The sequence below is a fragment of the Arthrobacter sp. SD1074B genome (assembly GCF_056780195.1).
This window is the reverse complement of record NZ_JBRAZT010000001.1, coordinates 3,762,726-3,776,352: the sequence shown is the minus strand read 5'-3', so window position 1 is coordinate 3,776,352 and position 13,627 is coordinate 3,762,726. Positions and strand designations below refer to the sequence as shown.

Annotated in this window: 13 protein-coding genes and 1 pseudogene; 10 read left to right on the top strand and 4 right to left on the bottom strand. The window is 68.4% G+C overall.

Annotated features, from left to right (window positions below; translation table 11 throughout):
* Positions 1–8: 8 nt before the first annotated feature.
* The 3 genes and pseudogenes from ACUYM2_RS17550 to ACUYM2_RS17540 form a co-directional block, all read right to left on the bottom strand.
* Complete coding sequence (locus tag ACUYM2_RS17550; RefSeq protein ID WP_481601219.1) at positions 9–752, bottom strand: glucose 1-dehydrogenase; 744 nt, start codon at positions 750–752, stop codon at positions 9–11.
* Between the two features lie 163 nt (positions 753–915).
* Positions 916–1,533: a uracil-DNA glycosylase family protein gene (locus ACUYM2_RS17545; RefSeq protein ID WP_481601218.1), complete on the bottom strand. Its 618-nt coding sequence runs from the start codon at positions 1,531–1,533 to the stop codon at positions 916–918.
* 341 nt (positions 1,534–1,874) lie between these two features.
* A pseudogene (locus tag ACUYM2_RS17540) lies at positions 1,875–3,297 on the bottom strand (HNH endonuclease).
* A 110-nt stretch (positions 3,298–3,407) separates the two neighbouring features.
* Between ACUYM2_RS17540 and ACUYM2_RS17535 the strand changes: the two are divergent.
* Positions 3,408–3,947: a hypothetical protein gene (locus tag ACUYM2_RS17535; RefSeq protein WP_481601217.1), complete on the top strand. Its 540-nt coding sequence runs from the start codon at positions 3,408–3,410 to the stop codon at positions 3,945–3,947.
* A gap of 26 nt (positions 3,948–3,973) precedes the next feature.
* On the opposite strand, the gene ACUYM2_RS17530 is transcribed toward ACUYM2_RS17535, so the two are convergent.
* Positions 3,974–5,518, bottom strand: a complete 1,545-nt coding sequence (locus ACUYM2_RS17530; RefSeq protein WP_481601216.1) for an amidohydrolase — start codon at positions 5,516–5,518, stop codon at positions 3,974–3,976.
* Positions 5,519–5,876: 358 nt separating this feature from the next.
* On the opposite strand from ACUYM2_RS17530, the gene ACUYM2_RS17525 reads away from it, so the two are divergent.
* The 9 genes from ACUYM2_RS17525 to ACUYM2_RS17485 all read left to right on the top strand — a co-directional run bounded on the left by ACUYM2_RS17525 (position 5,877) and on the right by ACUYM2_RS17485 (position 13,613).
* On the top strand, positions 5,877–6,257 hold the full coding sequence (locus ACUYM2_RS17525) for a hypothetical protein (RefSeq protein ID WP_481601215.1): 381 nt from the start codon (positions 5,877–5,879) through the stop codon (positions 6,255–6,257).
* Entirely contained in the window at positions 6,254–7,309 is a 1,056-nt protein-coding gene (locus tag ACUYM2_RS17520; RefSeq protein ID WP_481601214.1) for a zinc-dependent alcohol dehydrogenase family protein, read from the top strand. The genes ACUYM2_RS17525 and ACUYM2_RS17520 overlap by 4 nt, the downstream gene beginning before the upstream one ends.
* Positions 7,306–7,755 carry a flavodoxin family protein gene (locus ACUYM2_RS17515; protein ID WP_481601213.1) on the top strand — a complete coding sequence of 150 codons (450 nt, stop codon included), beginning with the start codon at positions 7,306–7,308 and terminating at the stop codon, positions 7,753–7,755. The genes ACUYM2_RS17520 and ACUYM2_RS17515 overlap by 4 nt, the downstream gene beginning before the upstream one ends.
* Positions 7,716–9,476, top strand: coding sequence for a DUF4389 domain-containing protein (locus ACUYM2_RS17510; RefSeq protein ID WP_481601212.1), 1,761 nt, complete (start codon positions 7,716–7,718; stop codon positions 9,474–9,476). The genes ACUYM2_RS17515 and ACUYM2_RS17510 overlap by 40 nt, the downstream gene beginning before the upstream one ends.
* Before the next feature lie 137 nt (positions 9,477–9,613).
* A complete protein-coding gene (locus tag ACUYM2_RS17505; RefSeq protein ID WP_481601211.1) occupies positions 9,614–10,450 on the top strand; it encodes a DUF4397 domain-containing protein in 837 nt (278 codons plus the stop codon).
* Between the two features lie 453 nt (positions 10,451–10,903).
* Positions 10,904–11,326: a class F sortase gene (locus tag ACUYM2_RS17500; protein WP_481601210.1), complete on the top strand. Its 423-nt coding sequence runs from the start codon at positions 10,904–10,906 to the stop codon at positions 11,324–11,326.
* A gap of 50 nt (positions 11,327–11,376) precedes the next feature.
* Positions 11,377–11,952: an RNA polymerase sigma factor gene (locus tag ACUYM2_RS17495; protein ID WP_481601209.1), complete on the top strand. Its 576-nt coding sequence runs from the start codon at positions 11,377–11,379 to the stop codon at positions 11,950–11,952.
* Complete coding sequence (locus ACUYM2_RS17490) at positions 11,939–12,754, top strand: anti-sigma factor domain-containing protein (protein ID WP_481601208.1); 816 nt, start codon at positions 11,939–11,941, stop codon at positions 12,752–12,754. Before ACUYM2_RS17495 ends, ACUYM2_RS17490 begins: the two co-directional genes overlap by 14 nt.
* Before the next feature lie 79 nt (positions 12,755–12,833).
* Positions 12,834–13,613 carry an SDR family NAD(P)-dependent oxidoreductase gene (locus ACUYM2_RS17485; protein ID WP_481601207.1) on the top strand — a complete coding sequence of 260 codons (780 nt, stop codon included), beginning with the start codon at positions 12,834–12,836 and terminating at the stop codon, positions 13,611–13,613.
* The last annotated feature ends 14 nt before the right edge of the window (positions 13,614–13,627 follow it).

Sequence of the window (13,627 nt, the reverse complement as noted above, 5' to 3'; positions counted from 1 at the left end):
TCTGCCGGTCAGCGGGCGGGCGGCACGACGGTGCCGGCCGTTTCGCCGCCGTCGATGACAAATTCGGCGCCGGTCACGAAGGAGGATTCCTCACTGGCCAGGTAGACGGCAAGGTCCGCGACCTCCGTGGGCTGGCCGATCCGGTGCAGCGGAACGTGCCCGGTGTCGAAGGTCATGCCCTCGGTCATGGGGGTCTGGATGACGCCGGGGTGCACCGAGTTGACCCGGATCCCGTCCCGCCCGAGGTCCAGCGCTGCGGCCTTGGTCAACCCCCGGACACCGAATTTCGACGCGGTGTACCCGGCGAGGTTCTCGTAGCCGCGCAGCCCGGCGATGGAGGAGACGTTGATGATGGACGCGGTTCCTGTTTTGGCCAGATCGGGGGAAGCGGCCTTGATGCCGTTGAAGACACCCGTGAGGTTCACCTCGATGATCCGTGTCCACTCTTCGTGCAGGTAGTCATCGATCCGGCCAAAGTTCACGATGCCGGCGTTGTTGACCAGGACGCTCAGGCTGCCAAACGAGGTAACTGCCTCGTTGACTGCAGCGTCCCAGTCTGCCGGGCGGGTCACGTCCAGGTGCACATAGCGGGCGCCGTCGCCGAGTTGGGCCAGCAGGTGGGCGCCGTCGTCGTCCAGGACGTCACCGACGACGACACTTGCCCCTTCGTCAAGGAAGCGCCGCGCGATCGCGGCTCCGATGCCGCGGGCGCCGCCGCTGATCAGGGCAACTTTGCCGTCCAACCGTCCCATGCTGTTTCCCTCCATGGCGCAACCGTCAGCGCTGTAACCGTCTGCGACGGGCCGGCCGTGATCCGGCCAGATATTCCAGCTTGGCCGTGGGGGGACGTGCTTGGGCAGGGCCGTTGGTCCCAACCGGCGCCGCCGGGAGGCGGGGGCCGACGTCGGGGTTCCCTTAGAGGTGCTGGATCCCCGCCCGCTGCATGGCGTCCTTGTAAACCGCGACGTTCTTGGCCAGGAGTTCTTCCTGCTTGGCCGGCGACACGGCGAAGGCGCGGCCACCGAGGGCGGTGGCCTTGTAGATTTTGACGCCGCGGTTCTTCAGCGAAGAGTGGTAGGTCTTTTCAAACAGCGTCAGGAAGGCATGGGCGTCGGCGCCGTGGGCGATGATCGCCGAGGTGCGCTTGTTGATCTTCATAAACTGGCGGAAGGGGCGCAGTCCGTCAGTCTTTTCCTGGACGTTCAGGGCAGAGGGGAGCTCCGGGTCGCGGACCCAGGGGTACGCGTTCCACGGCATCACATAGCGTGGGTCAAGTTCGACTGCTTCGTAGATGGAGGTGGCGCGGCGGGCTGCCTCATCCTCATTGAAATGCGAGACAAACCCTGATTCGCAGCCCTTGCCGGGCGCAACATGGAGGCTGACGATCCGGCACTCGTCCTCGTCGTGGACGGGGTCGATGTAGGGGACCACGGACCCCGGCTTCTTTTCCATCAGTTCGTCGCAAAGTTGTGTCACGGCCGCGATGTTCGGTTCCTGCAGCAGGGTCTTCTTTTCGTCCCAGTCAATCGTCACGATTTCTCCCTCAGCACTCGGCGTCCAGAATCAGGCGTCTTGTTCCACTCTACGCTTCTGTGCCGGAGGGCGTTTTCGAGTGTCGCGGAAGAGGCGACGGACCCCTAGTCACGGCTCCGCGGCCGGGCGTACGCTTAAAGCGCCTGCAGGTAACCACTTGATTAAGCCGGGTCGTTCTGGACATGAAAATGTCCGAGCCGTCTCATAGCGAGATCGCGAAGGTACCTGCAGGTCCTGTGTTTAAGGCAACCTGGGTGCCGGGCAGGGCCAGCGCAATGGCCGGTTTCGCGGAGCCTTAGCGGGCCGGGTCCCTATTTTCCGCGTGCCTTTTCAGGAATTCCTCAGACCGCCGGTGAACCTGCTTGGGCGGGGTGCCGCAGTTCCCGACGACGACGGGATGGTGGCGTCGACCGATTCCTGGTTCCCGGCAACGGCGGGGCGGTGGAGTAGTAGCGGTGGCCGGTGGGCGTCGTTAGTTGGAGGGTGTGCCGGCCGGGTCCGGGGCGTGGTTGTTCGCTCCAGCCGGGGGTTTCTTTGGTGTGGTTGCAGGCCTCGCAGAGCCCGGCGCCGTTGCTGAGGCTGGTGGGTCCGCCGTTGTGCCAGGGGACGATGTGGTCCAGGTGGCGGATCGGGGCGTCGCAGTACGGCGTCCGGCAGGTATGGTCCCGCGCCTCGATGAACCGGCGGTGTCCGGCCGGGAAGAGCCGGGCGCGGGAGTCCATGGCCACGAGTTCCCCGGAGCCGGGGGCGGTGTAGAGGCGGCGCAGCCAGGTGACGAAGGCCTGCTCGCCCGGGCCGGACACCGGGCCGGTGCCGGAAGCGTTGCTGTCGCGGCCGCCGCCGGTGTCCGGGGCTGCGCCACCGACGTCTTTGAGTAAACGTCTGGCCCACCCGGCGGGGACGGTGCCGTAGCCGGGGAGTCGGGCGGGTTCGCTGTCGGCCTGGAAGAGGGCGCGGTCGGTCATGACGAGCTGGATCTCGATCCCCGCGATCCCGCCGGTCTTTCCGGTGGTGCGTTCGACCAGCGCGTCGGCCATCAACTGGCCCCGGGTCCGGGTATCCCCGGCGGCGCGGGCAGCGTCGGCATGCCGCGTCAGCGCGGCGTGGGCGGCGACGCCCTGGCTGACCGGCAACAGCGCGGTCAGGTAGCACATGGTGTCCGGGGCCGGGCGGAGGCTGACGTGGCGTTCGGTTTCGGCGTGGGCGGCGCGGTCGGTGACGGAGCGCGGGTCGCGCCGGTACGCGGCGGTGCGGGCCGCGGCGATGATGGCGCGGTCCCCGGCGCCATCGAACGTTCCGGTGTCGGGGGGCGAGTTCCTCGTCGACGGCGGCCCGGTCGGCGGCGGAGAGGCAGGCGGTTTCGCGGACCAGGAGGGTGGCGCGCCATTCGTTGAGCCGGCCGGTTTCCAGGGCGGCGAGGGTGTGCGGCATTTCGGTGACGAGTGCTTTGGCGAGGCCCAGGAGCCGTCCGCCCTTGGCCGGGGACTCGGACCGGGCGAGGGCAAGCTGCGCAGCAACCCCGGCACCGAGCCGGTCCGCCGGAACGCCGGCAAGGGATTGTTCGCGGCGCTGGGACAGGTCGAACGCGACGGCGTCCCGGGCCTGGCGGGCGGCCAGGGCAGACTTCAGGTCCTCCAGTTCGCGTGTTTCGTCGATGAGGGCCGCGGCGCTGGCCGGGGCCGGGATCCCGGCCAGGATCCGCGCAAGGTCCGAGACCGTCACGCCTGCCGTCAGAGCCACATCGGGCCCTCGCTTGCCGTCCATGGAACCCAGTCAATCAGGCACCTGTGACAATTAAGGCGGCCGATAAGAGCGGCCGCTAAACCGGTGCCGCCGTATGACTCAAGGGGAAGCCGTCCCGAACCAAGGAACCAATGCCGATCAACAGACAGTCACTGAAGCAGGACGGGTTCACCGGGTTCCGGCCGCTCGCGGAGCTGGACATCAACCGCATCCCGCAGAAACCCGGCATTTTCGCGGTGCTGTTGCCCGAGGGCGCCGGGCCGGGCAACGCCGCGAACGGCACCGCCAGGCCCCAGTTCCTCGCCAAGAGCACGGCGGGCATCTTCAAGAAGAAGGACCCCACCCTGAAGCCGGAAGCGCTCCACGCCGAATGGGTCGACGGCGCCGACGTCCTCTACGTCGGCAAGGCCGGTCCCGGGAGCAAGGGCAACCGCGGGCTGCGCCGGCAGATCCAGGAATTCGTTGACTTCGGCAAGGGCAAGCCGCCCGGTCACTGGGACGGGCGCTTGATCTGGCAGCTCGCCGCCGCCAACACGCTGGTCGTCGCCTGGAAAGAGCTGCCCGTTGAGCAGCTCACCGCGGCCGAAGCCGGCTACCACGGCGCGTTCGTCGAGGAACACGGCCGGCTGCCGTACGCCAACCTGGTCCAGGCCCGGGTCAAAGGCGCCTAAGGGCCGTCGGCGCCTCGAAGCGTCAGCTACATCCCGCCGCCGTGCGTAAACCGTCCCGCCACCAGCGTCGCGGCCACCGGCATCGCGGCAAACCCGGAGTCTGAAACAGCCAGCGGATCGGCGTCCAGCACGACGACGTCCGCCGTGTCACCAACGCTGATCCGGCTCCGTCCGCGCGACGATGCCGCCAGCGCTTCCTGCCGCGTCAGGGCCTGCTCCGGGTGCCACGCCGGACGCCCGTCCCCGCGTGCCCGGGTGGTGGCCGCCGACATCGCGGTCCATGGTTCCAGCGGCGCCACCGGCGCGTCGGAGCCGAGCGCCAGCCTCGCTCCGGTGTCGAGCAGCGAGCGCAGCGGGAATGCCCGCTCCGTTCGGCCTGCCCAGTTGGAGTCGGCGGCGTCGCGGTCGTCAAGGGCGTGGGCGGGCTGCACGCTGGCGGTGAGGCCCAGTTCGCCGAACCGCGCGAAGTCCTCCCGCCGGACGAACTGGGCATGCTCGACCCGGCCCCGGATGCCGGCGGCGGCGAAAGCGTTCAGGGCTACCTCGTTGGCGCCGTCGCCAATCGCGTGCACCGCCGGGACAAACCCCGCCACGCCGGCCTTGACCAGCAGCTCCAGCAGTTCCGTCTCGCTGACCGTGAGCAGGCCGCGGCCGCCGTGCGGGTAAGGGTCCACGCAGTATGCTGTGCGCGTGTTGAGCGAGCCGTCAATCAGCACCTTCAACGGTCCCACCCGCAGCAGCCCGCCGCCCTCCGGAACCAGCTGGCCCGTCCGCATGCCCTCGCCGATGGCACGGTCCAGGTCCTGCGGGTAGACCCCGGCGTCCACACGGAAGGAATCGAAGCCGGCGGCGATCCGCCGGAGCCAGGCATCCCGATTCCAGACCATCTCAAAGTCGACAATTCCCACGACGCCTCGCGCCGCGGCTGCCTTTCCGGCGTCGCGGACCAGGGCGTCGACTGCCTCGTCGGGAAGGCGCCCGAGCTCCCGGGTCAGTTCAAAGGCCGGATCCTCGCGGAGGAGCCCGTCCGCGTCCACCGTCACCCCGTAGCGCGCCGCCGCCGCACTGTTGAGCCACACGCAGTGCAGATCGTGGCTTACCAGCGCCGTGGGGACGCCCCCGGTCGCCCCATCGAGCAGTTCGCGACTGGGCATGTCCCCCCAGATGGCATCGCGGAATCCGACGCCGACGACCGTCGGGCCGCCCGCGATGTCCGCCGTATTTGCGCGCTGTTCTTCCAGCCGGGAACGCACGACGGCGGCCGCCTCCTGCGCGGAGGCGGCGCCGGACAGGTCGATGCGGCCGGTGGTCAGGGCCCACTGGGTCATGTGGACGTGCTCATCCCAGAGCCCCGGAATCACGAAGCGTCCGTCCAGGTCCACCACCCGCGGCCCGCCTGCCTGCCCGCCTGCCTGCCACCCGGCCGGCGAACCCGCCGGCGCTCCGGTCGGCACGATCTGCGCAACCACCCCGTCAGTAATGAAAATGTCACACAGCGTCATGTCGCCCGGTTGCCGGACCGAGGCGAGCGCGAGGCCGGACTCGGCGGCGGGAATGGCGTTTTTCGGCATGGGAACAGGGTAGGGGCGCAGGGCGGCTGCAGCAATTCACGCCACTTTGGTCACTGCCGACACATCGTTACCAAGCCGCCGGAGCCGCGGCCCCGCAAGGGACCTTCGCCCCCTTGCCCGGCAACGGCGGCGAGGTCATTCTGGAGTTGGGCGGTTCCTGCACGGTTATTTGGGGGATGAACCGCTTGTCAGCAGTATCGGTCTCGCTAGGACCCTGGGGTGAGGAAATGGCATTTGCACTTTCCAGCTTGGGCAGGAAAGGCAGGAGACCATCCATCATGGCTATACATTCACTGACAGCAGCTACTGAGGCGCGGGCGACCGCGGTGGCTCCTCTGCGGGGGAGCTCTGAGGACGTATGAGCCCGCTGCGCCATCTGAACCATGCCAGCCGCGCCCGGTCATACCTGGCGCACCCAGCCCACGGAGATCCGCGGCTCAAGGTAGTGATCCGGATCGACCCCGCGCAGGAGTCCGCCCGGGTGGAGGTCCGCGGCGGAGTGACCTCCGCCAACATCAGGGCACTCTATGTCGTCTGCCGCCGCGTCACCGCCAAACTTGCAGGCTACGAGCTCATCGTGGATCTTGCCCATGCCCGGGTCACCGAAGCGGCGTTCGAGGAACTCCGCGAGCATGCCCGCCAATCCATCGTTTCTTCCGGCATTGACTCCTCGGTCACTCCGTGCCGCCTGCGGATCGTCGATCCGCACGTCATCCTCAGAACCAAGGAGCTCGCATGAAAGCACTCGTCTACGGCGGTCCGGGCCAGAAGTCCTGGACGGAGGTCCCGGATCCGAAGATCCAGAACCCCACCGACGTGATCGTGAAGGTGGACACCACCACCATCTGCGGCACGGACCTTCATATCCTCAAGGGCGACGTGCCCGCCGTCACCAAGGGCCGGATCCTCGGCCATGAGGGCGTGGGGACCATCACCGAGGCGGGATCGTCCGTGACCGGCCTCAAGGTGGGGGACCGGGTCATCATTTCCTGCATCAAGTCCTGCGGTCACTGTGCAAACTGCAAGACCGGCCTGTACTCGCACTGCATGGGCGACGAAGGGCAATCAGGCATCGGCTGGGTGTTCGGCCACCTGATCGACGGCACGCAGGCGGAGTACGTCCGCGTTCCCTACGCCGAAAACTCGCTGCACTTGCTGCCGGCTGGCGTCAGCGATGAGCAGGCCGTCATGCTGTCCGACATCCTGCCCACCGGGTTTGAAATCGGTGTGCAGTACGGCCGGGTCAAGCCCGGCGACACAGTCGCCGTGATCGGCGCCGGACCGGTCGGCCTCGCCGCGATCGCCACCGCGGGCCTGTACGGCGCCGCCACCATCATCGCCGTCGACCTCGATGCGAACCGGCTGGAAAAATCCCGTGAATTCGGTGCTACCGACGTCGTGCTCTCCGGTGACGCCGACTGGAAGGACCAGGTCCTCGCGCTCACCGACGGTCAGGGCGTCGATGTGGCGATTGAGGCCGTCGGCATCCCGGCCACCTTCAGCATGTGCACCGGCATCGTCCGGCCGGGCGGCAATGTGGCCAATGTGGGGGTCCACGGCAAGCCGGTGGAGCTCCACGTGGAGGACCTCTGGATCCAGAACATCAACATCAGCATGGGCTTGGTCAATGCCAACACCACCCCGATGCTGCTGAAACTCGTGGCCCAGAACAAGGTGCCGGCGGAAAAGTTCGCCACCCACCGTTTCTCGTTCGACCAGTTTATGGACGCCTATGACACCTTTTCACGGGCCGCGGAAACGAAGGCGCTCAAGGTGGTGATCACCGCATGAAGGCCCATATCGTCTACGACTCAGCCTTTGGCAACACAAAGTCCGTTGCGGAAGCAGTCGCTGGCTCACTCGGCGAACTCGACGCCAGCCCCGTTGCGGTCGGCGACTTCCGGCCCGACGACCTGGCCGCCGGTGACCTGCTCGTCCTCGGCAGCCCCATTAATGGCTGGCGTCCGACGCCGAAGATCACCCAGCTTCTCTCGGCGCTCGGGGACGGCCACCTCAACGGGGTCAAGGCCGCCGCTTTCGACACCCGCGTCCGAATGTTCGTCCATGGCGACGCGGCGAAGAAAATGGCGCACACGCTCCGCGACAGCGGCGCCGATATCATCTCCGAGCCCATGCCGTTCTACGTCCAGGGCAGCGAGGGGCCGTTGCGCCCCGGCGAAATCGAGAAGGCTGCACGATGGGGCAAGTCACTGTTGGAGGCGTTGGCACGGCCATGAAACCGGGCCGGATTGTCATGCTGGTGCTCGGCACGCTTGCAGCGCTGCTGGGCCTTGGACTTCTGGCCGGCGCCGGTTTCACCGGCTGGGCCAATTATCAGCAGCGCGACGGGGGATACTTCACCACCCCGTCGGAGCGCTACACGGTGGACTCTTACGCCCTGACGTCCCCGCGGCTGAATGTTATGACCGATGCCGGGCCTTCCGGCGTTGACCCGGCCGCGATGGCCGGCCGCGTGATGCTCCGCGGATCCGCTGCCGACTCCGCGCAGCAGATCTTCATTGGCATCGCGCCCCAGGCGGAGGTCGCCGCCTACCTCAGCGGCGTCAGGCATTCCGAGCTGACCGAGGTCCGTTTCTCGCCCTTCCGCGCCCAGTACCGGGACGTGTCCGGGACCAAGCCGCCGGCCCGGCCGGCAGAGCAGACGTTCTGGACAGCTTCCGCAACCGGGCCCGGCACACAGGAACTCCGATGGGACTTGCGCTCCGGAGACTGGGCCGTGGTGATCATGAACGCCGATGCAAGCAGCCCGGTTTCCGTTGATCTGCGCGGCGGCGCACGCTCAGACCTCCTCTGGCCGGTCTTCATCGGCCTCCTGATCGGAGGCATCGTGCTGCTGGCAGTGGGTGTCCCGTTGATTGTGGCCGGCGCTGCCGGGCTGGGCCGCGGGGGACCGCCGCAGGGCCCGGGCCAGCAGCCGCATCCCGGAACTCCCTACGCCGGTGCACCGTATGGCGGTGTCCCCTCAAGCGGGGGTCCCTACGGTGCCATTCCCTACGCCGGCGCTCCCCCTGCAGGGTCTCCGTACGCGGCGGCGCCGCCAGGGGGCGCCCCGCCGGGGGGATACGTCTACCCGGCGCGGCTCAGCGGCTATCTGGACCCGCAATTGTCCCGCTGGCTGTGGCTGGTCAAATGGTTCCTGGCCATCCCGCACTACATCGTGCTGTTCTTCCTGTGGTTCGCGTTCGTCGTTACAACGATCGTTGCGGGGTTCGCGATCCTCTTCACCGGCCGCTATCCGCGCTCGCTGTTTAACTTCAACGTGGGTGTGATCCGGTGGAGCTGGCGGGTGGCGTTCTACTCGTACGCCGCGATCGGTACGGACCAGTACCCCCCGTTCACGCTGGCCCGCACCGGCTACCCCGCGGATTTCGACGTCGACTACCCCGAGAAGCTCTCCCACGGGCTGGTGCTGGTGAAGTCCTGGCTGCTGGCCATCCCGCACCTGCTCATCGTCGCTGTGCTCACGGGGACCGCGCGCGGTTGGGGCGACCGCGACCGGTACTGGGCCGACGGGCAGTGGGTGCAGCAGAACGCCGGCATCTCGCTGATCGGGCTGCTCGTGCTGATCGCGGGCGTCATCCTGCTGTTCACCGGACAGTACTGGCGCGGCCTGTTCGACCTGCTGATGGGCCTGAACCGCTGGGTGTCCCGGGTGGTCACCTATGTGGCCCTCATGCGGGACGAATACCCCCCGTTCCACCTTGACATGGGACCGACCGACCCGGGAGACCTGCAGCCCGTGACGCCCGCCGGACCGCCGCCTGCCCCCGCCTACGGCCAGACCGCGCCCGGTGCGGGCCAGTCGGCACCCCAGGCCGGAACGCCCGAACAACAGTCCCGGCCGCCGGGCTTCTATGGGATCGGCGGTCCGTCCGCGGCGCTGCCTCCTGAAGTACACGAGGGGAGGGACGGCCCGGAGACCCCTCCGCGGCCCTAAGCCACACGTCCTCCCGGACATCTCTGTCCTCCTTCAAAAGATTTCTACATGCATGTGCATCCAAACGGCTCCGCGCGCCGGTAGTAGGTGTGTAAGCAAAGAATCGCCCGCTTGCCGGGCCGTTGAAGGAGACGTAAATGCGTACCAGCCTTTTCACCGCGGGCGCCGTGGCAATCGCGGCAGCTCTCACCCTTGCCGGCCCCGCCCAGGCGGCCGAGCCCGACGCCCAGCTTTCTGTCCTCCACGGAGTGCCGGGGCTGACCGTTGACGTCTGGGTCAACGGCGAACGAACCCTTGACGACTTCGCCCCCAGTACCCTGGCAGGACCGCTGGCTTTGCCCGCGGGGGACTACGACCTTGCCATTACCGCCGCCGATGCCGCGGACGCTTCCGACCCTGTGATCGGCCCCGTGAAGGTCACGCTCGCCGCCAGCGGCAACTACACGGCGGTGGCCAACCTGGGCGCAGACGGCAAGCCAACGGCCAACTTCTTCACCAACGACGTTTCACAGATCGGTGCAGGCAAGGGCAAACTCACCGTCCGGCACACGGCCGCCGCGCCGGCGGTGGACATCCTGGCTGGCGGCACCCCCGTCATTTCCGGCCTGGCCAATCCCAAGGACAAGACGCTGACCCTGGATCCCGGCACCTTGTCCGTGGCGGTGGCCGCTGCAGGCACCACGGCGCCGGTGATCGGACCGGCCGATGTGACGGTCACGGAAGGCACCCACACGGTGGTGTACGCGTGGGGCAGCCTCGCGGACAAAAACCTGCAACTCGCGGTGCAGACCATTGACGGGCTGCACTCCGCCCCAGCAGGCGTTCCCGGCGGACGTTCGGGAGCCGCCGACTCCGGGACGGGGACTACCGACCAGACAGCCGTCACGGTAGGCATCGGCGCCGCGGCCCTCCTGCTGCTTGCCGGCGGGATCGCCGCGACCCGCAAGCAACTGGCACCTCGCCGCATCCGCTAGCCCGCCCCAGCTGACCGGCCGCCCGGCGAACTACCGGGCGGCCGGCCCCTTGAGGTCCACCACGGCAGGAGGACGGACATGTTGCGCACGACGACGACGGCGGAGGCCACCGGGCGCCCCCCGGCTCCCGGTCTGCGGACTGAAGCAAGGCGAGCTGAAGCAAGGCGGGCAGCCCCGCGGATTACGGCCGCCGCCGTCACGACGGTGCTGCTGATCGCGGGGTGCGCTGCGCCCCGGGGGGCCGAGGCCCCGCCAGCCCCCGTTGCGGAGCGAACTGCCGCGGCGCCGGCCGTCCCTGACGACGGAGGCCCTGACTCCGGGCGCACCGCGCCGGCGCCGAACCAGCCGCCGGCGCGGCCCGCTGCCGGCTCCGTCCCGAAGTCCGGCATCGCTGTCCGGCCGGCAGCCCCGCGGGCGCAGGCGGCCAAGAACCCAGCCCCGCGACTCCTCAGCGTGGAGGGCACCACGATCACCGACATGGCCGTCGTCGAAGTCGGCGTGAGCCCGAACGGGGCCATGGAAATCCCGGAGCCCTTCAACCAGGCAGGGTGGTACCGTTTCGGACCGGCTCCTGGAGCTGCCGCCGGCACCGCGGTGATGGCGGCGCATGTTGACACCACCTCCGATTCGGCGCCGTTCTCCCAGCTCAAGTCGCTCCCTGCCGGCACCCAAGTGACGGTTCAGCGGCAAGGTGCCCCGCCCCTGACCTTCCGGGTGACCCGGGTGGAACTCATGGCCAAGGACGCGTTCGACGGCGCGTCCGTGTTCCGCCGCGACGGACCGCCCCAGCTGAAGCTCGTGACTTGCGGGGGCAGATGGCTGGACGAACAACAGGACTACGGCGACAATGTCATTGTCACGGCGGTGCCGGCGTGATCCAGGACGCAGCGCTCATCGCCGCCACCAGCAGGGGGAAGGAGCCGGGCTTGGCACCTCTCGAGTCCCCTTCCGCCTGGGACGCGCGACTGAACGAGGCGTTCGCCGCCGGTGACGAAACCGCCCTGGCAGAGGCGTACCGGCAATTCTCGCCCATGGTGCATACGCTGGCGCTGCGCTCGCTGCGCGACAACGCCGCAGCCGATGACGCCACCCAGGAAGTCTTCATCCGAGTGTGGCGCTCGCGGTCCGCTTTCGACCCGTCGAAGGCGCGGCTGCCGGCGTGGATCGTAGGCATCACCCGGAATGTCATCACGGACGCCCAGGCGGCCTCAACGCGGGAAACCCGGAAGGTCCTGGCCGCCGTCGAGCTCTCACCTGACCCGGAACACGCCGCCGGGCACGCAGCGGCGGAGCTGCTGGCCGACCGGCTGCTCCTGGACGGGGAACTGGAGCGGCTGGGCGAACCGCAAGGATCCATTCTTAAGCTGGCCTTTTACGATGACCTGACGCACTCGCAGATCTCACAGAAACTGGACCTGCCGCTTGGTACCGTCAAGAGCCACATCCGCCGCAGCCTGTCCCAGCTCAGAAGCCGATTGGAGGTAGACCGTGCAACATCTTGATCCGGAGTCCTTGAGCCTGCTGGCCCTTGGCGAGGAGCTCGGAGACGACGCCGCGGACCACCTCCGCTCCTGCGCCAGCTGCGCAGCCGACTACGCGGGGCTCCGCCGCGCCGTGGTGGCGGCGAAGCCGGCGCCGGACTCCACCGCCCTCGAAGCGCCGGGGCCGCAGGTGTGGGCGGGAATCCACAGTGCGCTGGGCCTTTCCGCCGCCGTCGCCGCCGATCCGCTCGGATCCCCGGCGCCGACCGATTCGCGACATGCGTCACCGGCGGGTTCGCGCCCGGCGCCACCGGCGCCGTCGGGCTCGGTCACGCCGTTTCCGTCCCGGGGTGGAAACGGCAACGGAAAACGGGGACCCGGCGCGGGGCGTGGCTGGTTCGGCCGTCCGGGGGTGTGGCTGGCGGCCGCCGCGGCCACAGCACTGCTGGCGGCGGGAGTTTTCTGGTCCGTGCAGCAGAACCAGGCGCAGGTGACCCCGCTGGCCCGCGCCCAGCTCGCCCCGGTCGATCAGCACTCGGCCACCGGATCGGCCCGGGTCGTGGAGGCCAAGGACGGACAGCGCACCCTGGAAGTCCAGGTCAACAAGAACGAGGCCCGGGGTTACCAGGAGGTCTGGCTGATCGCACCGGACCTGTCGCGGCTGGTGAGCCTGGGGGTCATGACCTCCGATTCCGGCACCTTCCCGGTGCCGGCGGGCCTGAACCTGAGCGAGTACCCGATCGTGGACGTGTCCGATGAACCGGTTGACGGCAATCCCGCGCACTCCAGCGTGAGCATTGTGCGCGGAACCCTCGTGTCCTGAGCCGTTTGTCCCCTTGCCACCGGACCCCGGCGGGAACATAGTTGAGGGACTTCACCACTCCGCGGCGGGAGGCAGGGAAATGCTGACGAACCAGACGCCGGCCGGCGGCCTGTTGCAGGGCAAGACGGCGCTGGTCTACGGCGCCGGCGGCGCGATCGGCGGAGCGGTGTCCCGCGCTTTCGCGGCCGAGGGGGCCACGGTCTATCTCGCCGGGCGCACGGAATCGCGGCTGGAGAAAGTCGCCCGGGATATCAGGGAGACCGGCGGATCAGCGGAAACCGCCGTCGTCGACGCCCTGGACGAGGAGCAGGTGGACGCCTTTGTGGACGCTGTGGCAAAGAAAACCAAGCGGATCGACATCTCCTTCAACGTCATCTCCTTCGGGGATATCCAGCAGCCGCTCATGGAAATCGATGTCAACGACTTCACCCAGCCGATTACCCTGGCCACCCGAACGCACTTCCTGACCACCCGGGCCGTGGCGGGCTACATGATCAAGCAGAAGTCCGGCGTTGTGCTGATGTTCGGCGGCTCAGGCCCGCAGACGCTCGCCGGGCTGGGCGGCTTCAAGGTGGCCCTCGACGCAATGGAGGGGCAGCGGCGGCAGTGGGCGCTGGAGTTGGGCAAGTCCGGTGTGCGCGTTGTCACCATGGTCAGCGGCGGCATCATCGAGACAATCCCGTGGCAGGTGGAGGGGCGTGAGGAGATCGTGGTCGAGATCGCCAAAGCGGCACACCTGAACCGCACGGCCACCCTGGCGGACGTCGGCGCCGTCGCCTGTTTTATCGCTTCGGACAGGGCCGGCGCCATCACCGATGCCACCCTCAACATCTCCAGCGGCGCGATCGTGGATTACTAGCACGCCAGAGTTGG

Coding starts and splice junctions, on each gene's coding strand:
- ACUYM2_RS17550 (WP_481601219.1), bottom strand. CDS start 752: ATGGGACGGTTGGACGGCAAAGTTGCCCTGATCAGCGGCGGCGCCCGC.
- ACUYM2_RS17535 (WP_481601217.1), top strand. CDS start 3,408: ATGCCGATCAACAGACAGTCACTGAAGCAGGACGGGTTCACCGGGTTC.
- ACUYM2_RS17530 (WP_481601216.1), bottom strand. CDS start 5,518: ATGCCGAAAAACGCCATTCCCGCCGCCGAGTCCGGCCTCGCGCTCGCC.
- ACUYM2_RS17525 (WP_481601215.1), top strand. CDS start 5,877: ATGAGCCCGCTGCGCCATCTGAACCATGCCAGCCGCGCCCGGTCATAC.
- ACUYM2_RS17520 (WP_481601214.1), top strand. CDS start 6,254: ATGAAAGCACTCGTCTACGGCGGTCCGGGCCAGAAGTCCTGGACGGAG.
- ACUYM2_RS17515 (WP_481601213.1), top strand. CDS start 7,306: ATGAAGGCCCATATCGTCTACGACTCAGCCTTTGGCAACACAAAGTCC.
- ACUYM2_RS17510 (WP_481601212.1), top strand. CDS start 7,716: ATGGGGCAAGTCACTGTTGGAGGCGTTGGCACGGCCATGAAACCGGGC.
- ACUYM2_RS17505 (WP_481601211.1), top strand. CDS start 9,614: ATGCGTACCAGCCTTTTCACCGCGGGCGCCGTGGCAATCGCGGCAGCT.
- ACUYM2_RS17485 (WP_481601207.1), top strand. CDS start 12,834: ATGCTGACGAACCAGACGCCGGCCGGCGGCCTGTTGCAGGGCAAGACG.